At 64.6% G+C, this 21,816-nt stretch carries 20 protein-coding genes; 6 read left to right on the forward strand and 14 right to left on the reverse strand.

All coding sequences use genetic code 11. From position 1 onward, the window contains the following. Positions 1-26: 26 nt before the first annotated feature. From ACFVUS_RS28810 to ACFVUS_RS28840, 7 genes are all read right to left on the reverse strand, one after another. Positions 27-1,466 (reverse strand): cytochrome P450, encoded by a 1,440-nt coding sequence (locus tag ACFVUS_RS28810; protein ID WP_387773159.1) that lies wholly within the window; start codon positions 1,464-1,466, stop codon positions 27-29. Then, entirely contained in the window at positions 1,463-2,320 is an 858-nt protein-coding gene (locus tag ACFVUS_RS28815; RefSeq protein ID WP_387773162.1) for a hypothetical protein, read from the reverse strand. The genes ACFVUS_RS28810 and ACFVUS_RS28815 overlap by 4 nt, the downstream gene beginning before the upstream one ends. A gap of 59 nt (positions 2,321-2,379) precedes the next feature. Further along, a complete protein-coding gene (locus tag ACFVUS_RS28820) occupies positions 2,380-2,610 on the reverse strand; it encodes a ferredoxin (RefSeq protein ID WP_387773165.1) in 231 nt (76 codons plus the stop codon). A 99-nt stretch (positions 2,611-2,709) separates the two neighbouring features. After that, positions 2,710-2,934 carry a ferredoxin gene (locus tag ACFVUS_RS28825; protein WP_387773168.1) on the reverse strand — a complete coding sequence of 75 codons (225 nt, stop codon included), beginning with the start codon at positions 2,932-2,934 and terminating at the stop codon, positions 2,710-2,712. Continuing rightward, positions 2,931-4,409: a cytochrome P450 gene (locus ACFVUS_RS28830; RefSeq protein ID WP_387773171.1), complete on the reverse strand. Its 1,479-nt coding sequence runs from the start codon at positions 4,407-4,409 to the stop codon at positions 2,931-2,933. Before ACFVUS_RS28830 ends, ACFVUS_RS28825 begins: the two co-directional genes overlap by 4 nt. Continuing rightward, the gene (locus ACFVUS_RS28835) at positions 4,406-5,191 is read right to left on the reverse strand and encodes a nuclear transport factor 2 family protein (RefSeq protein WP_387773174.1); all 786 of its coding nucleotides are present in this window, start codon (positions 5,189-5,191) and stop codon (positions 4,406-4,408) included. The genes ACFVUS_RS28830 and ACFVUS_RS28835 overlap by 4 nt, the downstream gene beginning before the upstream one ends. A 157-nt stretch (positions 5,192-5,348) precedes the next feature. Next, on the reverse strand, positions 5,349-6,716 hold the full coding sequence (locus tag ACFVUS_RS28840; RefSeq protein ID WP_387773177.1) for an ABC1 kinase family protein: 1,368 nt from the start codon (positions 6,714-6,716) through the stop codon (positions 5,349-5,351). A 111-nt stretch (positions 6,717-6,827) separates the two neighbouring features. Between ACFVUS_RS28840 and ACFVUS_RS28845 the strand changes: the two genes are divergently transcribed. Next, positions 6,828-7,454 (forward strand): TetR/AcrR family transcriptional regulator, encoded by a 627-nt coding sequence (locus ACFVUS_RS28845; protein ID WP_387773180.1) that lies wholly within the window; start codon positions 6,828-6,830, stop codon positions 7,452-7,454. A 302-nt stretch (positions 7,455-7,756) separates the two neighbouring features. Here the strand turns inward: ACFVUS_RS28845 and ACFVUS_RS28850 are convergent, their stop codons facing one another. Next, positions 7,757-8,953, reverse strand: a complete 1,197-nt coding sequence (locus tag ACFVUS_RS28850; protein WP_387773183.1) for a lipase family protein — start codon at positions 8,951-8,953, stop codon at positions 7,757-7,759. Between the two features lie 840 nt (positions 8,954-9,793). Between ACFVUS_RS28850 and ACFVUS_RS28855 the strand changes: the two genes are divergently transcribed. The 3 genes from ACFVUS_RS28855 (at position 9,794) to ACFVUS_RS28865 (ending at position 11,805) form a co-directional block, all read left to right on the forward strand. Next, on the forward strand, positions 9,794-10,462 hold the full coding sequence (locus ACFVUS_RS28855) for a hypothetical protein (RefSeq protein ID WP_387773186.1): 669 nt from the start codon (positions 9,794-9,796) through the stop codon (positions 10,460-10,462). A 94-nt stretch (positions 10,463-10,556) separates the two neighbouring features. Next, positions 10,557-11,225 carry a methyltransferase domain-containing protein gene (locus ACFVUS_RS28860; protein ID WP_387773189.1) on the forward strand — a complete coding sequence of 223 codons (669 nt, stop codon included), beginning with the start codon at positions 10,557-10,559 and terminating at the stop codon, positions 11,223-11,225. Positions 11,226-11,298: 73 nt separating this feature from the next. Next, positions 11,299-11,805 (forward strand): SRPBCC family protein, encoded by a 507-nt coding sequence (locus ACFVUS_RS28865; RefSeq protein WP_387773192.1) that lies wholly within the window; start codon positions 11,299-11,301, stop codon positions 11,803-11,805. Positions 11,806-12,407: 602 nt separating this feature from the next. Here ACFVUS_RS28865 and ACFVUS_RS28870 read toward each other — a convergent pair. Beyond that, a complete protein-coding gene (locus ACFVUS_RS28870) occupies positions 12,408-13,058 on the reverse strand; it encodes an SDR family NAD(P)-dependent oxidoreductase (RefSeq protein ID WP_387773195.1) in 651 nt (216 codons plus the stop codon). A gap of 171 nt (positions 13,059-13,229) precedes the next feature. On the opposite strand from ACFVUS_RS28870, the gene ACFVUS_RS28875 reads away from it, so the two are divergent. Further along, positions 13,230-14,030 (forward strand): helix-turn-helix transcriptional regulator, encoded by an 801-nt coding sequence (locus ACFVUS_RS28875; RefSeq protein WP_387773198.1) that lies wholly within the window; start codon positions 13,230-13,232, stop codon positions 14,028-14,030. A 60-nt stretch (positions 14,031-14,090) separates the two neighbouring features. Here ACFVUS_RS28875 and ACFVUS_RS28880 read toward each other — a convergent pair whose 3' ends face one another. The 3 genes from ACFVUS_RS28880 to ACFVUS_RS28890 form a co-directional block, all read right to left on the reverse strand. Next, a complete protein-coding gene (locus ACFVUS_RS28880) occupies positions 14,091-16,124 on the reverse strand; it encodes a M13 family metallopeptidase (RefSeq protein WP_387773201.1) in 2,034 nt (677 codons plus the stop codon). Positions 16,125-16,433: 309 nt separating this feature from the next. Next, the gene (locus ACFVUS_RS28885) at positions 16,434-17,762 is read right to left on the reverse strand and encodes a fatty acid desaturase family protein (protein ID WP_387773204.1); all 1,329 of its coding nucleotides are present in this window, start codon (positions 17,760-17,762) and stop codon (positions 16,434-16,436) included. A 15-nt stretch (positions 17,763-17,777) separates the two neighbouring features. Beyond that, on the reverse strand, positions 17,778-18,875 hold the full coding sequence (locus ACFVUS_RS28890) for a ferredoxin reductase (protein ID WP_387773207.1): 1,098 nt from the start codon (positions 18,873-18,875) through the stop codon (positions 17,778-17,780). 815 nt (positions 18,876-19,690) lie between these two features. On the opposite strand from ACFVUS_RS28890, the gene ACFVUS_RS28895 reads away from it, so the two are divergent. Further along, on the forward strand, positions 19,691-20,098 hold the full coding sequence (locus ACFVUS_RS28895) for a hypothetical protein (RefSeq protein WP_387773210.1): 408 nt from the start codon (positions 19,691-19,693) through the stop codon (positions 20,096-20,098). 75 nt (positions 20,099-20,173) lie between these two features. On the opposite strand, the gene ACFVUS_RS28900 is transcribed toward ACFVUS_RS28895, so the two are convergent. Both ACFVUS_RS28900 and ACFVUS_RS28905 read right to left on the reverse strand, forming a co-directional pair. Beyond that, a complete protein-coding gene (locus tag ACFVUS_RS28900) occupies positions 20,174-20,743 on the reverse strand; it encodes an HAD family hydrolase (protein WP_387773213.1) in 570 nt (189 codons plus the stop codon). A gap of 18 nt (positions 20,744-20,761) precedes the next feature. Continuing rightward, positions 20,762-21,610: a DMT family transporter gene (locus tag ACFVUS_RS28905; RefSeq protein ID WP_387773216.1), complete on the reverse strand. Its 849-nt coding sequence runs from the start codon at positions 21,608-21,610 to the stop codon at positions 20,762-20,764. Positions 21,611-21,816 lie beyond the last annotated feature (206 nt).

Genomic DNA, 21,816 nt, shown 5'->3' on the forward strand with positions numbered 1-21,816 from the left:
AACGATCGGCCCCAGTGGTTTCGGGATCATGCCGGGTGAGTCGCCGGCACCCGCTCGAGTGTGACCGGCAGGCCGCCCTCGATGGTGGTGGAGAAGGTGGACGCGTGCTTGGGCTTCCATCCGGGCGCGGTCTTCATCCGGTATCGCTGAAAGAACAGCGTGAGAATGAACTGTGCGTTCATATACCCGAGCTGGGACCCGATGCAGCGATGCGGACCGGTTCCGAATGGGATGAAGGCATTGACCGGGCGTGCGGCGACCACCGCGCGATCGGTGAACCGCGATGGATCGAACCTGTCCGGCTCGGGCCACCAGCGCTCGTCACGATGTAAGGCGTAGACCGAGACGCCGATAATGGTGCCGCGGGCAATGAAATGCCCGTCGATGACATCGTCGTGCAGGGCGATGCGCGGATGGAACGGATGCCCCTGCATGCGCTGACCCTCGTCGAAGCAGGCTTTGACCCATTCGAGCCGCTTCAGATCGGCGTATTCGGGCCGATCACCTTGTAACGCATCAACTTCCGCGATGAGCTGCTCGCGTGCTTCGGCATCCTCGGCGAGCAATGCCAGGGTCCAGGACACCGATGCCACCACGGTCTCGTAGCCGCCCGCGATCAGAATGGCGAGTTCGGCCACCAGATCTTTGCGGCTGATCGGCGTGCCGTCCTCATTGCGGGCGTCCAGTAGCACCTGCAACATGTCGACCTTGTCGACCGGTTGGGTCAGGCGGCGTTCGATCTGATCTTCGATCCATCGCGAGATGCGCCACCAGGCGGCAGGCAGGGTGTCCCGGCCGGGGAAGGGCACCATTTTCGGTATGGGACTGAGGAATACGGCGGCGGCGAAGGAGCTCAGCAGCAGGCGCAGATCATGGTCGAGCTGCTCGATCTCCGCGTCCGAGGGCGTGATCCCGAACATGGCGCGCATAAACGCGGGCATGGTCAGCCAGGCGATTTCGTGCTGTAGATCGATCGTGTCGCCGGAGTCGGCCCACTCGCCCCATCTGTCGATGCGGGTGGCGAATTCGTCCACGATCTCATCGGCCAGCTCGTTGAGTGAGCTGTGTTTGAACATGGGCGTGATGAGTTTGCGTCGCTGGCGAAGCGGATCGCCTTCCAGCAGCGGGATCGTGCGGCCGAGGATCCGGTGTGCGGCCGGCGCGTAATGCCCGATCATCGTGTACTTTTCGACATCGCTCATGATGTAGCGGACGAGGTCGGGAGTATTGACCACGACCATATCCAGCACCGGTGTCGGCAGCCGGAAGATATCGCCGTATTCGGCGGCGCAACCGCGCAGGTACTCGAACGGATCGCGTTTGAATTCCCGTAGTACGCCGGTCACCGGTCGGCCAACCGGTCCCGGCGGCAACATGAGATTGCGGCGTTTGGCGACGATCGACTTGCGTAGCGCGCGTACGGGATTGCGTGTCAGCGCGTACCTGTCTCGTTGTGGAGTGTTCATACGGGTGCCCCGGACTTCTGAATGGCCGGGGCGACAGCGTGTTTCGCGGGGGTGCCGGACTGGGCGGCGTCGCGCAGCCGGGTGACGGTCGGCGCGTACGCGGCGAAGACGACAGCTCCCAGATTCAGGGCCGTGGACACGATCGCCAGTGCCCACGACACCGCGGGGGACGCATTGTTGTGAATCGCGTAGTAACTCGGCAGGGTGCACAGCAGTGTGTAGGCGAGGTACACCGCCGGAGCGATGAACGGCACCACCACAATGCGCCGCCAGCCGTATAGCTGCGGCAGCATGGCCGCCATCACCCAGCCGATGAGGACGAACATGCCGCCGTTCTGCACCAGACTCGGCATCGGAATGCCAAGCACCAGTGCGTCATTGCTGTAGTAGAGCATCACACCGTAGTGGCAGCTGATCATTTCGCCGACGCACTCGGTGACGGAAATGAAAGCGGCCCAGGCGAACAGCGTTTTGGCGGGTCGGCCCTGCTTGATGATCAGGTACGCGACGATCGTCGCGGGGGCGATGCCGCCGCTGTAGGTCAGCACCACGTGCCAGGGGATCGGACGGTCCACGATGGTCACGACCGGATCGAAGACGTTCGTGAGATACGTTGTCGCACCGATGAAGTCGAGCCAGGGCTCCACATAGAACGAGAACACCACCAGTGCGCCCGCCGTGACGAGCCAGAACAGCAGCGAGGTCTCCCGGTCCTTGGCGATGACCAGTCCGGCCGCGAAGATCAGCGCACCCGCCACCGAGACGATGGCCACCCCGAGCAGCACCCAGGCCGCCACCGTCCCCGCCTCTGTGATCGGTGGCGACCCCCAGCTGCTTGCCAGCACTTGCACCATTGCAGTGTCCTTCCAGGTACTTCTGAAGATTTACAACGAAGGTTGTCTATTAGCGCGGTCTAATGAGGTGAATGCACCGCGATCGCCGCTGCCGGGCAACCCAGCTCCGCGGCATGCACGGCCTCGGCGAGCCGATCCGGAACTCCGACCGGACCGGCCGTACCGCGGGCATGATTGCGCAGTTCAACCACGTCATCGGGAAGCTCGAAAACCTCCGGTGCCATCCTCGTGCAGAACCCGGACCCCAGGCACAGCTCCTGGTCGACCTCGACAACGATGTCCCCGGCCATCTCGCGCTCCTCCGCATATCACCATCGCCGAACGCGATAATGACATCAGATGTTGTCAATTTTGGAGCGAAAGGTCAACCGTGGATTTGGTGGCGTTCTTCAGGTGATGCTGATCGCGGCGGCGGGACACTCCCATGCCGCGGATTCCAGCAGCCCGGCCTGATCGGTGGGCACCTCGATCGGTCCCGCGATCGGCAGCCCATCGGCGTCCTTGACTCCGGCGATGTCATCGTCGCCGAGAGCGAATATCGCGGGCGCGGTACGCAGGCAGTAGCGGGCCGATTGGCAGAGGGACTGGTCGATCTCGACACGTATGGTCGTCATCGGCGCTCCTTGCCGATCTTGCTGATGGTGACCGGCAGACCGCCCTCGAGAGTGATCGAGAAGGTGGAGGCGTGCTTCGGCTTCCATCCCGCCGGGGTGTGCAGCCGGTAGCGCTGAAAGATCAAGGCCAGCAGGAATTGTGCGTTCATGTAGGCCAGGCCCGAGCCGATGCAGTGGTGCGGGCCCGCGCCGAACGGAATGAACGCCGAATTCGGGCGGGGCGGGTGCGTGGGATCGGTGAAGCGGGTGGGGTCGTAACGATCCGGATCGACCCACCAGCGTGCGTCACGCTGCAGGGTATAGACGGGGACACCGACGAGGGTGCCACGCGGGATATGGAATCCGCCGATTTCGCTGTCGCGCATGGCAAGTCGCGGATTCATCGGATGGCCCTGCAGGCGCTGGCCCTCGTCGAAGCAGGCCTTGGCCCAGGTGAGCCCGCTCAGATCGTCGAGCGTGGGCACGGCATCGCCGAGTGCGTCGATCTCCTCGTAGAGGCGTTGTGCCGGTTCGGGATTCGTGCACAGGTGCGCCAGGGTATGGGAAAGCGAGGCCACCACGGTCTCGTAGCCGCCACCCATGAGCCCGATCAGTTCGACCCGCAGATCGCGACTGTTGAGACCCGTGCCGTCGTCATAGCGGCTGGCCTGGAGCAGGCCCAGCAGGTCGACGTCCTCGGTCGGCGTCGCCGTCCGCTCCGCGACCAGCCGGTTCACCAGCCGTACCAGCCGATAGGTGGCCAGCGGAAGGTTCTCGGTACCCGGAATAGGCAGTGGGCTGGGTGGATTCGCGAGCAGCACACCCGAGGCGATCGTGCGCATGATCAGGCGCATGTCCACATCGATCTGCGCGAGTTCGGCATCGGACAGGCGCGTGGAGTACATCGCGCGCAGGAAGGCGGGCAGTGTCACCTGCACGATCTCATGCTGTAGGTCCACCACCCGCCCGGTATCGGCGTAGTGATCCCAGCGCTCGATGCGGCGGGTGAACTCGTCGACGATGGTGTCGGCGATGCGCGCCAGATGCTTGCGGCCGAACATCGGCGTCAGCATGCGGCGACGCTTGCGAAATCGCTCACCCTCCATGATCGGCAGCATCGATCCGATGGTCGAGGCGAGTGGTTTCTCCAGCGGGCCGACCATGCTGTAGCGGCCATCGCGATCGTTCATGACCTGATTGACGAGATCCGGATGGTTGACCATGACCAGATTCCAGAGCGGGATCGGCACGTGGAACACATCGCCGTACTCGCGAGCCCACCCGCGCACGGATTCGAAAGGGTCCTTGCGGAATTCGCGCAGAACCCCGATGACCGGTAGTCCGGTCGGGCCGGGCAACGCCGTATCCAGGGAGCGGCCCAGAGTGCTCAGACTGCGCCTGGTGCGTGGCTTGCCGCCCGCGCGCACCTGTACGCCGGGAAAGGGTACGACGTCCGCGCCGGTCTGGGCGCCGGAGGTGTGCTGCGTCGAGGTCATGCCGATACCCCGTTACGCGTGGCCTTCTCGGTGGGAAGGCGGTGCGAGCCCTGGCGCTGATCGACCCGGGTGATGCTCGGGATGGGGAGATCGAATCGGCGGGGCTCCCGCATGCCGCCGCTGCCGGCGAGCCGCAGCAGCGGCATCAGCGCGCGGGCGGCGAGCGAGGCGGCCTTGAGTGTGCCGAGTCGAGGTGCGCGAATATTGATGGGGGAGAGCTGAATTCCCATGAACATCATGTCCCAGTCGGTATCGATATGACTGATTTTGAAGTCCTCGGTCAGCACGTAGCGGTCTACGCCGATGAAGTTCAGGCAGCGCCCGGTCGGCGGCAGCACGATATCGGTGCCCGGTAGCCGTTGGGGCCCGGTCCAGCGGGCGATGCCGCGCCACGGGATCGCCATCCGCAATTGGCCGTGTGAGGTGTCGATGTAGGGAAGTGAGCGCAGCGTGTCGTCCTGCGGGTAGAACGCCATATCCGGGAACGCTTCGAAGCAGGCGGCGCAGTTGTCGAGGGTTTCCTGCTTACCGATTCGGATGTTCTGGAAGGTGGTGCTGTCGATGAAGTCGCACTCCTCGGCCATACAGTCGGCCAGCGCCGACACGCTTTGAGTGCCCCAGGCGTCGAACCAGTTTCGGCAGAACTGCCCCAGTCCGTCCAGTGGTAGCCCGTGCGCGAGGGCTTGGCGTTCCTGCTCGTCGACCCGCTGCCAGAACTCCGGTAGCAGGGCGCGGCTTCGGTCGTGTTCGGGTGAGGGGCCGAGGTGGTGCAAGGTCTTCATGGTCAGCCTTTCGAGTTACAGTGATACAAAAGTAAGTCTCTGTAACACTGCGGTCAAGACCGTGTTGTCTCCACGCTGTTCGGTTCAGTCCTTGGCGAGGTATTTTCGAGTCGAGAGCGCGTCGAACGCCTCGGCGCGACGTAGCGCCGCCCGGCAGTCAGCGGCGCAGTTCCCAGTTACGTTGCGCGAGGCCGAGTTCGGTCACAGGCGTAGCGTCGAAAATCCACTCCTGCGCGATTGTGTGCAGATTCATCCGCGGCCGCAGGTGGGCGAGAATGGCCAGCAATTGCAACTCGGCGCGCCCGCGCAACGCGTGATCGGCCGGAAGGTTGAAGGGTCGCACCGAAACGCCCGCCGAGTCACCGGCGCGACTGATCAGCGCCATCAGCTCTTTCACATCGTCCGGTCCGATCTCCGCCTCGCGGTCGCAGAGGTACCAGCCGAATACGCGGAGAAAGGTGTCATAGGCCGCCTGCTCGGACAGCGTCGAACCGCGGGCGAAACCACGCGACTCCATGAGGTCCAGAACGCGTGTGGCATCACCGTCGATTCCAGCGCGCAGGACCGCCAATTCGGTCTCGGCGGTGCGGGTATCGATCCGTTTGCACAGACCGAAGTCCAGGAACCCGACCGCGCCGTCGTCGAGCAGCAGCATATTGCCCGGATGCGGATCGCCGCTGTAGTGGTGCAGGCGGTACGGAGTGCCGGCGTAGAACCGGAACACGATCTCCGCCACCCGATTTCGGTCGGACCGGGGTGCGGTGTAGATCTCGCGCAGGGGTCTACCGTCGAGCCATTCGGTCACCAGAACCGTTCGGCTCGAGAGTGATTCGACGACCTCCGGGATCCGGATGAAGGGATGGCCGCGGTGCGCCTCGGCCAGTAATCCGGTGTGGTCCGCCTCGATTCGATAGTCGAGTTCCTCATGGATCCGTGCCTCGAATTCGTCTGCCAGCGCCGCGGTGTCCAGAGCCGGATGGATCAACCGGTAGACACTCAGCAGGGTGCGCAGATTCTTCAGATCCGCCACCACGGCGGCCTCGATATCCGGGTATTGGATTTTCACCGCTACCCGGGCGCCGTTCGCGAGCCGCGCTCGGTACACCTGGCCGATCGAGGCCGCAGCCACCGGATCCGCGTCGAATTCGGTGAACAGCACGTGCGGCGGTGCGCCCAGTGCGCGTTCGAGTTGCCCGGACATCACACTCCACGGCACCGTGGGCGCACTGTCCTGCAAGGTCGACAACGCGGACTGGAACAGCGATCGATTCTCGGGACCGACAATGCCGATATCGACCAGCGAGAGCATTTGACCGAGCTTCATCGCGACTCCGCGCATGGTCCCCAGCGTGGCAACCAATTGCTGTGCCAGGAGCGCTCGCCGCGCGTGCGCGGCGGCCTCGGCACGCGCATCGGAACGCATCAGATCCCCGGTCTTCTGCACCGCGAGCCGTGCTGCCTGCGTACCCGCCAGACCACCCAACTGTGCGGCGCGCCCCGCGCGCGATCGAGCCATCCGTGCCATGGCCCGAGTATTGCTCGCTAACCGACCCCGCACGGGCGTTGAGACAAAAATCTCCAAGTGTCCGGAGCTATCGCTGCCCATCAGCGGTCTACCGGGCGTTAGTCTCGCTGCATGACGCACCGGGGCCTCGATATCGAGCAACTGTTCGGGACGGGGCTTGCCACTGATGCCGAGCACGGCCGACTACTCGATGCCGCTCGCGCCGAGTTCATCGAACACGGCTTCCGCCGCACCTCCGTCGGAGACATCGCTCACCGCGCCGGGGTGTCCCGACCGACCATCTACCGACGATTGGGCGATAAGGACGACATCGTGCGCCAGGTCGTGGTGCGAGAAGTGGTGTCCTTCTTCGTCTCGGTCAGCGGCCGAATCCTCACCAGAACCGCCCCGGCGGACCGCGCCGCCGAAGCGTTTGTCCTGGGAGTCCGCGAATGCCGCCGCCATCCTCTGGTGATCGCACTGCGGCAGTTCGAACCCGACACGCTCACATCGTTTTTCACCGAGAGCGCCGCGCCGATGGAGCCGATCCGCGCGGCCATCGCCATGACCATCGCCGACGATTCGCTACCCCTCGACAGTGCCTTGCGAGCCGCGGAAATGCTTGTGCGCGTCACCGCATCCCTGCTGATGGTCCCCACCGATGTCCTACCCATCGATACCGACGATCGGGCACGCTGGTTCGCGCGAACCTACTTTCCGCCGATTATCGAGGCCTCATCCCGTCCGGGACCGGAGTAGGTGACGACCGGGAAATACCCGCCAGCGGGCAATGGCTGATCCTTTCGTTCCCCGGAGATGCCGTATGGTCCTGCGGGGATCCGTGACTGGCCAGGTGTAGCTGGCTTCGGTGGACACTGATTTCTGTCCGCATGTCACAGTGCCTCGACCCCGTCTGCCCCGGTACGAGCGGGTCGAGTGCGCATTGACCAGCAGAGCGATATCTCTGTGCACGATTGCGACCTGCGCTGGGCGCGATCGGTTCGCGGAGAAGGCGGCCCGCGGGCTGTGCGCACACAACCCGCGGGGTTCGGCCACGCGTTCTACGAGAGCGAGCATCCGGGTGTGAGGGGCTCTCCGGCGAACCGATCGGCCAAGAAGTCCATTCCTCCCGGAGCCTCGGCGATTGCCGTGCCGTTATGGCCCGATGCCGATGAATGACGTGCGATCACAGTTGATTTCGAGCCGCAGTAGCGATTCAACAGCGCATCGAATCCGGCGACGGGAACAACTTCGTCGGTGGTGCTGTGGTACAGGTACAGCGGCATATCGGGGACGACGTCGCCGAGTTCCTGTTCGCGCGCCGCCGCGAGGAACATCGGCTGTGACAGCAGATCGGGTGACTTCGAGAACTCGTCGACATGCGCGGCGGAATACCGGGCCAGCATGTCGACTCCGCATGTCGTTGTCGCAGTAGCCATTTCGGCTCTTCCGCGGTCGTTGAGCATTGCCGACATCTCGAAGTTGGGGGCATTTCGCATCAACGCCAGGACAATCAGCATGCTGAGCCCCGCCTGGGTACCGCCGTCGGCGTTGCGTGCGATCCCTGCGATATCGGTCGGAATCCCGCCCGCGGTGACGCCCGCGAAGGACAGCTCCGGCGCGTAGGTACGGCGTAACTGGGCCGCCCACATCGTTGCGAAGGCGCCTCCGGAATATCCCCAGGCTCCAACAGGGCTCGCTGTGCTCAACCCGGCGGCTGAGAAGCCACGGGCGGCGCGAATACCGTCCAGCACGGCTCGACCCGAATTCACACCGTCGAAGAATCGGGACTCGGGCCCCTCGTAGTCCGGAACGACCACCGCCCAACCGCGCATCAGCGCGTCCGCTAGGAAGGGGGTATCGATCACTGTGCTCGAGATCGCCGAATCACGCCCACCGTGCAGGGCGTACGAGGGGGCGCAGTGGGTGTCCAAGCTGTCTTCGGCGATTTGATACGACAACACCGGTCGTGCGTTCGGACCTGCCCAGGGTGCTGCGGAGACCAGCACGGTGGCGACAGCGGCGACCGGCCGGTCGCCTGGACCGGTGCTGCGGTATTGCAGTTGCCACGCCGAAACCCGCAGTGGCAGACCGAACATCAATATCTCGCGCCGGTTCATTATCGCGCCGGGCGCGTAGTCCGCGACATTGGCGGGCGCCGCGTAGAACGGGTCGTTCGCGGGCAGGACGGGATCCAGCCGCGCCGTTGCCGCCCCCGCGCCCAGCGTCACCAGCAGTATGGCGCTGCCCACCAGCATCCCGGCTCGCCGCGCTGAAGCCCGGACAGATTCACGAACTCCGCTGTGGGCCAACATATTCCGGCACACAGCAGGTTATTTGACGGCGGCGTGCGCGGCCGGGTCGGCCGGTTTGGGAGGATCGTCGTGCTGGCCTTGAATGAAGCCGATAACGATGGCGGCGAGCGCGATAAGGACAACGGGCACTGAAGTGACCCCTTTCGGTCTGAGGATTGAGCGGACACTGCACAATCGAGCGCTGCCAAAACTCCGGCGGCCGAACAAGACCGGACGGTAGAGTATCGGAGCTGATGGCCCTGCGGTTTGGCCCGGAGTAATAAGAACTTTATGAGAGTGAAGTCCGATTATTCCGGTTCAGAGCCGCACCTGGTCCGGTGCGGGTGATAAAGTCCTACGCCTCGGAAGATTTGCTGTCCTTGACCCCGGCAGTCCCAACGCAATCGACGCGGCGGCGAAGGACATTATCGTGGGCATCGGAATTCACTCTCCCCAAGTGGCAAGTACCTCAGAAATCGATCCGTGGCCATCTGGGCTGCGATGCATTCGGGTACGGAACATCTGCGCGGCCCTTGATTTCTATCTCGACCTTGGTTACGAGGTCCGGATAGCCGCCGACGGATGGGTTGTACTGCGCACGGCGAAAATTCAATTCGTCCTCGTATGCGACCGCTGAGATTCGCGGCAAACTCAGAATGTTTACCCCAAAATCGAAGCCCTAAACGGGGGAACGCTCAGCACCGGAAATTTGTGGTATTTGCGCTTTTTGTCCAGTCTGTCCCGCGCCCCGGGGCGAACTACTCGTATCCGCTACACCCGATGCGAATGAAAGGTGGGGACCTGATGGTCAACTACCGCAAAATCACTGTGATCGCCGCGATTTCCGCATTCACGCTTGTGCCCTTATCCGCATGCTCCAGTGATAACTCGAGTTCTTCCAGCAGTTCATCGACTACCGCCACGGCAGCTCCGCAGCCCGTCGCGCAGATCGACACTCTGACCGGTAAGAGCACGGCCGTCGCCCTCGACAAAGGCTTCACCGACGCGCTCACCAGCTTAGGTCTGGCCCCCGGGGTCGTCGGCACCGCCGCCCTGGACAACGGATCGGTCGTCTTCCCGATAACCGGCGGTCACGTGAAGTACTACACCCCCGGCACGGTGAATCCCTATGTGCAGGGCGATATCACGCACAACGGCAGCGGCCTGTCGCTGACCGCGGGGCCGACCGCGGTGCAACTGACCAACTTCGATATCGACCCGGGCACCTCGGTGCTGTACGGCGATGTGAGCGTCAACGGCACGTTGGCCGCAACGCATGCCCTGCTGTTCAATCTCGACGGCAGCACCCTGAAGCCGCTGCAGAACGGAGCGGACAATACCGCCATCCTCCAGGGCACCCGGGTGCTCGTATCCAAGGACGCGGCCGCCCTGTTGAACAAGACGTTCAACACCGACGCGGTCAAGGCGGGCCTGCTGGTCGGAATCGCCACGATCACTCTCAACACCAAGTAGTGGCCGACCGCCGCCGCTCGGCTCTGATCGGTACGGATCTCCGAATCCGTCGCAGTTGCCTTGTGCTGCAGCATTATTCGACAAAGAGATGCTGATGCGAACCCCGGGTGCACCGCACGAGAGCGCGATCGACGCGCTGTATGAGCAGATGTCGGCGGGCATCGGCTGCTGGGCCGTCGACTCGTTCGGGCGTCGCCGCCGGCTTCCAGCCGGCCGGTGGCTCGGAGGCTCGGCCTCCACGCCCGCCGACCGATTCGCCGACGAGGTCGTGGTCGGAGCGTGCACCGAGCCGACACTCGATCTCGGATGCGGTCCCGGACGCTTCACCGCTGCCCTGACCAGACGGGGCATCCCCGCCCTTGGCGTCGACCTGTCCGCGGTGGCGGTCGAGATGACCACTCGCCGTGGTGGATTCGCGCTCCGCGGCGATGCCTTCGCGCCGCTGCCCGGCCGTGGCGGGTGGGGGCGGGTGCTGCTGGCGGACGGGAACATCGGCATCGGCGGCGATCCGGTGCGGATACTGCGCCGGGCGCGAGAACTTCTCACCCCGGCCGGACTGGTGATCGCCGAGGTCGATCCCGCACAGTCCGGGTTCCGCACCGAGCACGTGCGATGGGAGAGCGACCACATCGTCGGTGCGTGGCATTCCTGGTCGCGCGTAGGCTCCGACGCGGTCGGCGGATTCGCCGCGGCAGCCGGGCTCCGCCTGATCGATTCGATCGTAGTGAGCGGTCGGTCCTTCACCGCGATGTGCATCGCGTGATAGGCCGATCACGCCGACCCGAAGCCGCCGCGGATACCGTGGGCGTTCCGAACGACCGTATGGGAGAACGACTGTGGTAGCGCGCACGATGACCGTGTCCGAGAGCATCCTGATCCCCGCCGATCCGCTCGCTCTGTACGAACGCATCAGCGATCCGACGCAGATGGGCGGGTGGAGTCCGGAGAACCGCGGCGCGACCGTCGCCGAGCCGAGGGAATCGGCATACGTCGGGATGATGTTCGTCGGCCACAACAAGCGCGGGATCGCGCGGTGGACGACCCGCTGCACGGTGACCGCAGCCGACCCCGGCGAACGCTTCGCCTTCCGGGTGCACGCGATCGGACTTCGCACCCCATCCCTGCGTGGACCCATCGCGAACTGGGAATACCGCTTCGAACCCGAGGCGGGCGGCACCCGGGTCACCGAAACCTGGAACGACGATCGCACCGGATGGCCGGACAGCGTCGCCGCCGTGTTCGACCGGATCGTCACCAGCGGTAAGAGCTTCGCGGACTTCCAGCGCGGGAACATCCACGTCACGCTGCGTAATTTGCAGCGCATTCTGGGCGCACCTGCCTGAACCCCGCACCACACGTCACCCGCACCGGCCTTCGCAACTTGCGGGGGCCCTTCGGTCGAATACGACGTGGATCGCACCAGTCGCAACTACTGAGAGCGAATCCCAGGCCAGGGTCACGATATTCCGAGTCTTTGACAATGCGATCGACAAAGGCTGACAGTCCGTCGTTCGCTTCTGTATTCGCGAGAATCGGTCCTGTCATTTGATCCCGATGTTCATCCGGTTCTTCCGCGTGGACCCTTTCACGTTTCGGGCGTCCACACGAGTCGCAACCGGCCGGGAGCGCAACCACGCTACGGGCGCGCACATGCCGCTTCCCGCGCTGACCGAACAGACCAGCCCCGCACTGCGGGAAGATCTACGGGCGCAGCCGTCTGAGGTAGGACGCATGCTCATGCCGAATTCAGTGCGGCTGCGGATGTCGGAGGTGAAATCGCTCCGCCATGCCTGGGGCGCGCCGATATACCAACTGACAAACTTCTCTTCACCTGACAGGCCATTTCGTATCTCTGGCCGGGGCGCAAGGATTGGCCCATAGTCGCAGGTCATGTTGCAGGTCGGAATTCTGGTGCATACGACGCCCTGAACCGGCGGCAGCGGGGTCAGCGAAGGACGATCAGTGGCTGGTCGCGTTCGGTGTGCATGCGCCACAATTGCTGGGCCACCGCGTCCGGTTCGTGCTGGGCGCCGGGTCCCAGGGGGCCGACGATCGTTATTTGTGCGGCGTGCATGTCCTCGTGGGCAAGTGCGTCGTGAAGCATGCGCACGTAGGCGGACTCGGCCGCGTAGGCGATCGCCGATACCGCGCGGTCGTGGTGGGGTTCGACGGCCGCGCCGCCGGTGGTGAACAGCAGGGTGCTCTGCGGCTGGTTACGCATGTCGGGCAGGACCGTGCGCACGGCCGTGGCGGCGGCGACGAGGTTCAACGCCACCGCGTTCGCGATGTCGGCGGGCTCGGTGTCGAGCACCGGCTTGATCCACGACAGGCTCGGGCGCGGGCTGAACAGCGCCACCTGGACCGGACCGAGTCGTTCGCGCAGTGCGCCCAGGGCCGCCTCGAGTGCTCGGCGGTCGGTGATGTCGGCGGACTCGGTCGAGGTTGTGACCCCTTCGGAGCTCAGGTCTGCGGCCATCACTGCCAGGCGTTCGGCGTCCCGGGCGATCAGGCCGACGGGATGCCCCGCGCGGCCGAACCGGCGGGCCGCCGCGGCGCCCAGGCCCGGACCGGCGCCTATCACGACGAAAGCGCCCATGCCGCTGCTGCTTTCATCAGGTCCGTGCTCACGGTCAACGCTTCGTTGGATCTGTGATTCGTTCGACATGCCTTCATGGCACCAGCGGGCCCGCGACCGCGCCACACCCCCGTGAGGGTGGCTCTGGCAGGGACACCGTCGCGAACTCGACCGCCGGTAGAGTCGCCGGAGATGGCTCTTGACGACAACCAACTCGGTTCCTTCCTGCGCAGCCGCCGGGAGAAAGTCGACGCCGCCTCGGCCGGCGTCGTCCACACCGCGCGCCGCCGGGTCACCGGACTGCGCCGCGAGGAGCTGGCGCTGCTGGCCGGGGTCAGCCCCTCCTACTACACCCGCATCGAACAGGGCCGCGACCGGCACCCCTCCCGTGAGGTCCTCGAGGCGCTGGCCCGCGCGCTGCGACTGGACGACACCGAGCGGACCTACCTGTGGTCCCTCGCGTCACCACCGCTCGTTCCCACCGGCAACGACCTCGAATCCACGGTGCGACCCGGACTGCTTCGCCTGCTCGAACGCTGGAGTGACCTGCCCGCGTTCGTCGTCAACCCGGCCCGCGACGTGCTGGCCGCCACCGCGCTCGCCCCCAGGGTCAACCCGGCATGGAGCGCGGGACACAATCTGATCGAATTCACCTTCCTCGACCCGCGCGCGGCTCAGGTCTACCCCGACTGGAACGACATCAGCGGGCAAGCCGTCGCCGGCCTGCGCGCCACCGCCGGCACCCGCGCTACCGAACTCGCCCCCTTCATCGCCGACATGCGCCGACGCAGCGAAACCTTTCGCGCCCTGTGGGATTCGCACGACGTCTACGACCGCGTCACCGGCGACAAACGACTGCGCATCGAGGGCCTCGGCATCCTGCGCCTGAGCTTCGAAACACTCGCCGCCGCCGGACCCGAGGGCCACATGCTCTACATCTACTTCCCGGAATCCGGCAGCACCGACGACCGAGCACTACGCAGCCTCAACTGACCACACCCGGCCGGACCAGACTTGTCATTCCGATCGACCGGGCCGCTCGATGATTCTCCGCTACAGCGTGATTCGCTGATCCGGAGCGAGGTAGAGCTTGTCGCCCTCGCGCACCCCGAACGCGGTGTAGAACTCGGGAACATTGCGGACAATCTGGTTCACCCGGAACTCGGGCGGAGCGTGGCCGTCCGAGGCCAGCTGGTTCGCCACTACTTCGGGCCGGGACTTTCGCCGCCATGCTCTCGCATACGCCAGAAAGAACGGAACAAAGTCGGGATCGGTTATGCCCCTGAGCTGTTCGGCATGACGGAACGCGGCCAGCGCGGCGATGAGGCCGCGCAGGTCTGCGGAATTCTCGCTCAGCGTCCGCGTGCCGTCGACCCGATTCGGTGACTCCAGACCCTCGGGAATCAGGCCGTCGAACTGGGGGATCAGGCCGTGTAGCCGTCGTTCGAATTCGGTTCGGTCCGCCGGTGTCCACCATTCCCGCAGATTGCCGTCGGCGTCGTAATGCGAACCCTGGTCGTCGAAGGCGTGGCCGATCTCGTGACCGATGATCGTTCCGATCGCACCGTAGTTCACCGCGGGTTCCGCCCCGGAATCGAAGAACGGCGGCTGCAGGATTCCAGCGGGTAGCTCGAAGGCATTGGGGTGGTACATGGCCTCGGTGGTGTGGGCGTGCAACCTCCACTCCGAGGGGCGTACCGGTGTTCCTGCGAGTTCGAACAACGCTTTCCAGCCGAATCGCATCGCTGCCCGGATGCTGGCGACCAACCTCCCCGCGGTGACCGTCATACCTGAATAGTCCTGCCAGGAATCGGGGCCCCCGATCCCGACGCCCATGCGATCGAGTTTGGTCAGCGCGCTCGCCCGGGTGTCCGCCGTCATCCAGGCGGAATCGGTCAGAGCGTCCCGATGGGCCTTGCGGATACCCGTGACGATCTCCTCCACCTGTCTCTTCGTCTCCGACGAAAAATGTTGCGTGACAAAAGCTTTGCTCAGCACATCGCCGAGGTACCGCTCGACGATGGCGAACGCGAACTCCGAGCGTGTAGGCCGCTTGGTCAGTCCCGTCCGCACACTCGTGAACGCGAAGTCCGGGTCTGCGAAACCGGTGCTCAGCAAGCCCGCGAATTCACGAACCACTCCCAGCTTCAAGTACTCCCGCCACAACGGGATATCGGTGTCCATCCAGATTTTCGCCGCCGCGGTGAAATAGGACGGTTCACCGACGATGACCGCTCCGAGGCGCTCGGTGGGCGCGCCGAGTCCGGTGCGCCATGCCTCCCAGTCGAATCCCGGTGCGAGAGTGGAAAGCTCACTCCACTTGAAGCGGTTGAGAAAAGCGTTGGTATCCCTGAGTCGCACCTCGTCCCAATGTTCGGCGACGATGCGCTTCTCCAACTCGAGCACCCGGTGCGCGGCACCGGCCGGATCGGGGAACCCGGCCGCCGTGGCGAGGCTTTGCAACAGAATTCGATACGCGTCGAGTTGCGCGGTGAACTGGGGCCGCAGATACACCGAGGCGGGCAACCCGATCCCCGCCTGTCCGAGCACGACGGTATGTGTGGTGGCGTCCTGGGGGTCGGGTAGCACCAGCACACAGAACAGACTGCACGGATCCAGTACACCGCGCCGCGGAATCTGGATCGTCACCGCGCCCATCAGCCGGGCCAGATCGGATTTCGTTGCCGCACTGTCGATATCGTCGATCAGGTCCTGGATCGGAGCCAGTCCCAGCCGCTCGACGGCGGCGGTATCGAGACACGCGTCGTAGAGATCTCGCACCTTCTGCTCGTCCGATCCCGCTACCGGGTGCTCGATACCCTCGATGTATTCGCGCAGCCACGACGTATTACGGTCCTGGACTTCGGCTCCGGTGCCGTACACCGTCGCGTCCGCCTCGAGCGGATACTCCGTCAACCACTTCCCGTTGACATGGCGATACAGGTCGTCCTGCGGGCGCACCCCCGGATCCGCGCCCGACAGATCGGGCCCGCGCGGCTTCGTCCGCGAGTCACCGGAACACGCGGGTAGCAGTGCCATCGCAGCCGGCACCGTCACCAGCGCGGTCAGCAATGTCCGTCGATCCATGAGAATCCCCTCCCTAGGATCGTGCTGTCGCGCCTGCGCGCGAGAGCCGATCCCCAGAAGGTGATCATCCGAACACGCGGCTGCGCAACCTCTTACCCGATCGGTGTCGAGCACGAAGGTGATGCCGAAGGATCTGTCCTAGCGATGGCAATCGTCGCCACTACTTCCTCGAGGTTCCCGGCGTTGCCCCCGTCGCGGCCTCGCTGTATCGGTCCCCAATACCGGGGTAAGTCGGCAACCAAAGCGGAACTCCCGCAACGATTCCCGCAGCTCACCCCCCCGCCTTCGCTTTAGGATCAGAGTGCGAACTCACGCTTTGTCATCGGCCGGTATCCGGTTGCGGAAGCGGTCGGATTCGCTGAGGCCGTTCGGCGTGAACGGGTCGGTATCGCGGTGATAGGGTCCGGGTTTCGGGCGGGGTTCGCCGCCGGGGAGGGCGAGGCGAGCGATGGTGCGGTGGACCATGCCCCATTGCCGGGTGAGGGGTCCGGAGTTGTAGGGGAGTTGATAGCGTTCGCAGAGATCTTTGACGCGAGGGGCGATTTCGGCGTAGCGGCTGCTCGGCATGTCGGGGAACAGGTGGTGTTCCACCTGGTAGCCGAGGTTGCCGCTGATGATGTGGAACAGGGGGCCGCCCTCGATGTTGGCCGCGCCGACCAGTTGTCGGGCGTACCAGCCGCCGCGGGACTCGTTGTCGACCTCGTCCTGGCTGAAAGTGTAGGTCTGGTCGGGGAAGTGGCCGCAGAAGATGATGCCGTGCGCCCACACGTTGCGAATGATGTTGGCGGTGAACGTCGCGGCGACGGTGGCCAGGAAGGTGCGTTCCATTCCGGGGAGCAGTCGGTCTAGCAGATTTGCCGTCCTGCTGATGCGCCGCTTGCCGCTGATTGCCCTGAGGCCCTTGCCAATTCGTGATGTCGAGGGCTGCGACAGTCGTCCGCGAAGTACGAGTTGGGCTGCGCCGAACGCTGCCGCGCTCACCAGTGGCCAACCGAGATAGTCCTTGGTGATCTGCGCTCGCGCCTTGCCTGCAATGCCTTTCAGATCCCGCCAGACCTCAGGCATCGGTTTATCCCCGGCACGGACGGCCTCGATGTCCATGTCGTGGAACGCAACTCCCCATTCGAAGAAGGCCATGAGCAGCACGTTGTAGAACGGCTGGGCGAGGTAGAAGGGGCTCCACTGCTGGTTCGGATCGATCCGGATGATCTCGTAGCCGAGATCCTTGTCCTTGCCACGGATATTGGTGAAGGTGTGGTGAATGTAGTTGTGGGAGTGCTTCCATGCGTCCGCGGTGGAGGCGGTGTCCCAATCCCACACGGTCGAGTGGATATCGGGATCGTTCATCCAATCCCATTGGCCGTGCATGATGTTGTGGCCGATCTCCATATTCTCCAGGATCTTCGCCATGCCCAGGCAGGCGGTGCCCGCCAGCCAGGCCGGGGGGGAGACCGATCCCAGCAGTAGGGTTCGGCCGGCGACGGCGAGTTGGCGCTGGGTGGTGATCACGGATTTGATGTAGCGGCGGTCGCGGTCACCGAGGTCGGCGTAGACCTCGGCGTGGATGGCGTCGCACTCCTCGGCGAGCTGTTGCAGTTGCCGATCATTAAGGTGTGCAAGGGGATTGGGTGCTGTCATGGTCGATCCTTTCGATCAGAGTTCGATATCGATATCGCCCTCGGCGGTGTTCACGCAGATCCGCACCGCCTGGCCGGTGGGTTCGCCGATCTCCCCGGTGCGCAGATCGCGCAGCTTGCCCGAGCGCAGGACACCGGTGCAGGTATGGCAGATGCCGATCCGACAGCCGTGCCGCAGATCCAGTCCCGCCTGTTCCCCGGCGACGAGAATCGGTGTGCCGCCGTCACATTCGGCGTCGATGCCGCTGCGCCGGAAGTGCACCAGCCCGCCCTGTCCGCTGTGCTCCGCGCCGCCGATGATCGGCTGAAAGCGTTCCATATGCAGTCGGTCCGCTATGCCGTGCGCGTCCCAGTGCGCGGTGAGCGCGTCGAGCATCTCCGGCGGCCCGGAGCAGAACGCCTCGCGCTCACGCCAATCCGGGCACAGGGTGTCCAGATCGCCTGGCGTGAGTCTGCCGTGTTCGCCGGTCAGCCGAATGTCCAGCCGCAGACCCTTATGGCGTTGGTCCAGATCCCGCAGCAGCGCATCGAACATCACCTGCGTGGGCTCGTGCGCCGAATGCGCGACGACCACGTCGCCGAGCGCCCCACGCCGGTCCAAGCTACGCAGCATGCCCGCGATCGGCGTGATACCGCTTCCAGCGCTTAGGAACAGCAGTTTCGCGGGTGTCGGTTCGGGCAGCGTGAACACACCCTCGACCTCACCGAGCCGAACCACCTCGCCCGGCTCAATCTCCCGAACCAGATACGGCGATACGACCCCGCCCTCCACGACTTTCGGCGTCACCGATATCAGCCCGTCGGCCGCCTCCGGATCCGAGGTCAAAGAGTATGCGCGCCAATGGAATATGCCATCGATGAGCACACCCAGCCGCACATACTGCCCCGGCCGGTGCCCACCCCACTCGTACCCGGGTCGGATGAACACCGACGCCGCCTGCGACCCCTCCGGCACCACCTTCTCCACGCGCCCACGCAACTCCCGCGTGGTCCACAGCGGATTGATCATCTCCAGGTAATCGTCGGGCCGCAGCGGTGTGAACAGATGTCTGACAGCGCGCAGCAGCAACAGCTTCCCACGCGATACCTTCGGTCGAGCGCCCCGTTCCGCCATGTCTTGAGACGTAACACCCGTGCACTGAACTAAACACCGGTTGTGAGATCTCCCTACAAATCGCCGAAATTATTGCTGCCGATTTCAGAACGGTTGTTCACCGTCCTCGGCTCAGCCGCCAGCGCCGCACCCCTCAATCCAGTCCTTGGCTACGAAGCCCCCGGCCCGCATCCTGTGTGCAGGTATCGACCAGGCGCCAGCGGCATCGTCAACGTCGTGAAATCCACAAGTAGTCGGCGTTTGATGTTGCCCGTTCCCGCTGGCAGCGATACTGAGGTATGACCATCTGGGACAACTTGGCTCGGCTCGTCCGGGGTCGCCGATCGTCACCAAAGCACGAGACGGTGAAACCGCACACCGATGGTGTGCAGCATGGTGGATACGAACCGGGGGCGAAGAGTGCCAGCGAGGGCGACGGATCGCTGGGACAGGTAGTCGGAGGTGGGGGCGGCCCCGCCGTGGTGAACGCGGGGACCGATACCGGAGACCTGTCCGACGAAGATGGATTCGTACCGCAGCCGGGATGGAAATCGGCTGCGGCGTACGGAGATACGCGAGACAGTGCCAGGGCCGCCGCGCTCGCGCTGATCTCCTGCTCGTACGGTTACGACCTGCACACGGTGCTCTACGGAAGTGGGCATTCCGGAGGCCAGTGGCGGGCTGAGGCTTGGTACAACTGCAAGCCGCCGCCTCCGCTGCCCGTGTCCTGAGTACCCGCTCGCCGGCACAGCGCTGAGCACCGGTCGACCACGCTGTCGCCGAGTTCGGCTTATTCTCAACGGCGCAGATCGGAAATCTCGAAGGCGGTGATGGACATGACAGCCAACCTGCGCGCATGGGCCGGAGAATTTCACGACGTGCCATGGACGGAAGTCGAGCAGCAGCTCCGAGTGATGTCACTGCGCCACAGCGACTTCCAGTACCTGAGCGATATCGTCGATAGCATCCTGCTGTCCGGCCACGACCACAGACTGGCCGGACAGACCTCGATGCACGATTTGGTCGTCACCACACGACCGATCCTGAAGCCTCCCTACGAGGAAGTCGTCGTCCGAGCGCCCGGCTCACTCGAGCCGCCGCCGGCAGGCAGCGTGATGATCGACTGCCTGTCCGACACCGGTCACTCCGATCGGATCATCGCACCGGTCGGTGAAGCGGTCCCACTGTTCTGGAGATGCGTCGCAGCCGTTTTCGATATCTCCCCGACGGCGCATCGAGAGTAGACCGAGTGCTCTAGGGTGTCGCCCAAGGTGTGGTGCAGGGCGGCATGTCGGGGCGTGAGATCGGCTGCTTGATGGTCAGTGGGGCCATGTGCTGGTAAGTGACTGCGCGAGGGCCACAACAACATTCGGATTCAACATGTCGAGGATTGCGTCCGGCGAATGCTGAGCCAGCTCCTCGCGAGGGGTCCGATGGGCGACGACAATGACACCGAACCGGGCATCCCTGGCACAGGCAATGTGGTGGGGCGCATCGCCGATGACAACCGTGTGCGCCGGGGCGAGTGGCTTGCCGTATTTGCTTTTGAACCGTTCGGCCACGATCGCAGGCAGGTCGAATCGGTCTGGCGCCTCGGACCCGAAAGCGCCTATGTCGAAATCGATGTGCCGGTCCAAACCGGCGGCCCGAAGAGCAAGCTCGGCGGCGGATCGCGGATTCTCCGTCAGAATGGTCTGCACGAATCCATGCGCGTCAAGGGTTTCCAGGGTGTCCGCCGCGCCCGGGTAGGCGTGTTGATCGCGTGCCGACTGCGATTCCCCTTCCGCCGCAACGTCATCTAATTGCTGATGAAACTCTTCGACATCCTGGGCCGGAATAAGGGTGCCGTCGACCTCCCAAATGACGAGTCCCGCACGCTCCATACTCATTCCGTGCATCCTGGCAGGTTACAGCGGCACGGGTGGTTCCGGTGCCGGGTGGCGCGTGGGTATCGCGCTGATGGTCAATGCCAGCATGACCAACGCGATGCCCGCCAGTTCGAACACCGTCGGGCGTTGTGCGAGGGCGATCGCGCCGACCACCGTCGCGGTGGCCGGGAGCAGGGCGAGCAGCAGCGCGAAGCGAGCCCGGCCTACTGCGGTCAGCACTACCTGGTCGAGGGCGTACGGCACCGCGCTCGACAGGATGCCGATGCCGATGCCGAGTAGCCACGTGCGTGGGTCGGCGAAGACCGTTGCATCGGTAGCGAGTTGGGGGATGAGAACGAAGGGCGCGACGAGGATCGCGGCGACGGCCATTCCCACCGCGAGGGAGTCCTGACCGTCGCCCGCGTCGGCGACTCGTTTGCCGACCAGGATGTATCCCGCCCAGAGGACGGCCGCGGCAAGGGCGAAGGCTATGCCGACAGGTTCCACGTCGACTTGGACGCCGGCCAGCAGGACCACGCCGATGGCCACCAAAGCGACCGCGAGCAAGTCGCGCGCCCGACGCGACCCGAGCGTGGCAACGGCAACGGGGCCGAGGAATTCGATGGCGACCGCGGTGCCGAGCGGAATACGCGCGATCGCCTCGAAGAACACGATATTCATCGACAGCGTGACAATGCCGAACCCGGCCGCCACGGCGACCGTCCGCCGAGTCCAGTGAACTCGCCATGGCCGCCGCCAGGCCAGCAATGCCACGCTCGCCGCAGCGGCCCGCAACCAGGCGACGGTCGCGGGTTCGGTGGTATCGAACAAGAACACTCCGAGCGCGGCACCCGCATATTGCGAGGTCGCGCCAACGATGAACACCATCGGAACCGACCAGCGGGGAAGCGCGCGCCCCGACGACCGTTCGACTGTCGAGACCGAATTCATCCTAGGAGTAAGCCACAGCCCACCACGGAGTTCAACGAGGTTCTGGATCATGTCCGACCCGCGTTCATACCTGTCCGCACAACATGATTCGCGATGAGGTGGCGTCTGTTCGGTTGCGCCTATTTGCTTCTGCCCAGCGGGTA

It is taken from the genome of Nocardia sp. NPDC058058, from assembly GCF_042885355.1.
Classification (GTDB): Bacteria; Actinomycetota; Actinomycetes; order Mycobacteriales; family Mycobacteriaceae; genus Nocardia.

Coding starts and splice junctions, on each gene's coding strand:
- ACFVUS_RS28810 (WP_387773159.1), bottom strand. CDS start 1,466: ATGAACACTCCACAACGAGACAGGTACGCGCTGACACGCAATCCCGTA.
- ACFVUS_RS28815 (WP_387773162.1), bottom strand. CDS start 2,320: ATGGTGCAAGTGCTGGCAAGCAGCTGGGGGTCGCCACCGATCACAGAG.
- ACFVUS_RS28820 (WP_387773165.1), bottom strand. CDS start 2,610: ATGGCCGGGGACATCGTTGTCGAGGTCGACCAGGAGCTGTGCCTGGGG.
- ACFVUS_RS28825 (WP_387773168.1), bottom strand. CDS start 2,934: ATGACGACCATACGTGTCGAGATCGACCAGTCCCTCTGCCAATCGGCC.
- ACFVUS_RS28830 (WP_387773171.1), bottom strand. CDS start 4,409: ATGACCTCGACGCAGCACACCTCCGGCGCCCAGACCGGCGCGGACGTC.
- ACFVUS_RS28835 (WP_387773174.1), bottom strand. CDS start 5,191: ATGAAGACCTTGCACCACCTCGGCCCCTCACCCGAACACGACCGAAGC.
- ACFVUS_RS28840 (WP_387773177.1), bottom strand. CDS start 6,716: ATGGCACGGATGGCTCGATCGCGCGCGGGGCGCGCCGCACAGTTGGGT.
- ACFVUS_RS28845 (WP_387773180.1), top strand. CDS start 6,828: ATGACGCACCGGGGCCTCGATATCGAGCAACTGTTCGGGACGGGGCTT.
- ACFVUS_RS28850 (WP_387773183.1), bottom strand. CDS start 8,953: ATGCTGGTGGGCAGCGCCATACTGCTGGTGACGCTGGGCGCGGGGGCG.
- ACFVUS_RS28855 (WP_387773186.1), top strand. CDS start 9,794: ATGGTCAACTACCGCAAAATCACTGTGATCGCCGCGATTTCCGCATTC.
- ACFVUS_RS28860 (WP_387773189.1), top strand. CDS start 10,557: ATGCGAACCCCGGGTGCACCGCACGAGAGCGCGATCGACGCGCTGTAT.
- ACFVUS_RS28870 (WP_387773195.1), bottom strand. CDS start 13,058: ATGGGCGCTTTCGTCGTGATAGGCGCCGGTCCGGGCCTGGGCGCCGCG.
- ACFVUS_RS28875 (WP_387773198.1), top strand. CDS start 13,230: ATGGCTCTTGACGACAACCAACTCGGTTCCTTCCTGCGCAGCCGCCGG.
- ACFVUS_RS28880 (WP_387773201.1), bottom strand. CDS start 16,124: ATGGATCGACGGACATTGCTGACCGCGCTGGTGACGGTGCCGGCTGCG.
- ACFVUS_RS28885 (WP_387773204.1), bottom strand. CDS start 17,762: ATGACAGCACCCAATCCCCTTGCACACCTTAATGATCGGCAACTGCAA.
- ACFVUS_RS28890 (WP_387773207.1), bottom strand. CDS start 18,875: ATGGCGGAACGGGGCGCTCGACCGAAGGTATCGCGTGGGAAGCTGTTG.
- ACFVUS_RS28895 (WP_387773210.1), top strand. CDS start 19,691: ATGACAGCCAACCTGCGCGCATGGGCCGGAGAATTTCACGACGTGCCA.
- ACFVUS_RS28900 (WP_387773213.1), bottom strand. CDS start 20,743: ATGAGTATGGAGCGTGCGGGACTCGTCATTTGGGAGGTCGACGGCACC.
- ACFVUS_RS28905 (WP_387773216.1), bottom strand. CDS start 21,610: ATGGTGTTCATCGTTGGCGCGACCTCGCAATATGCGGGTGCCGCGCTC.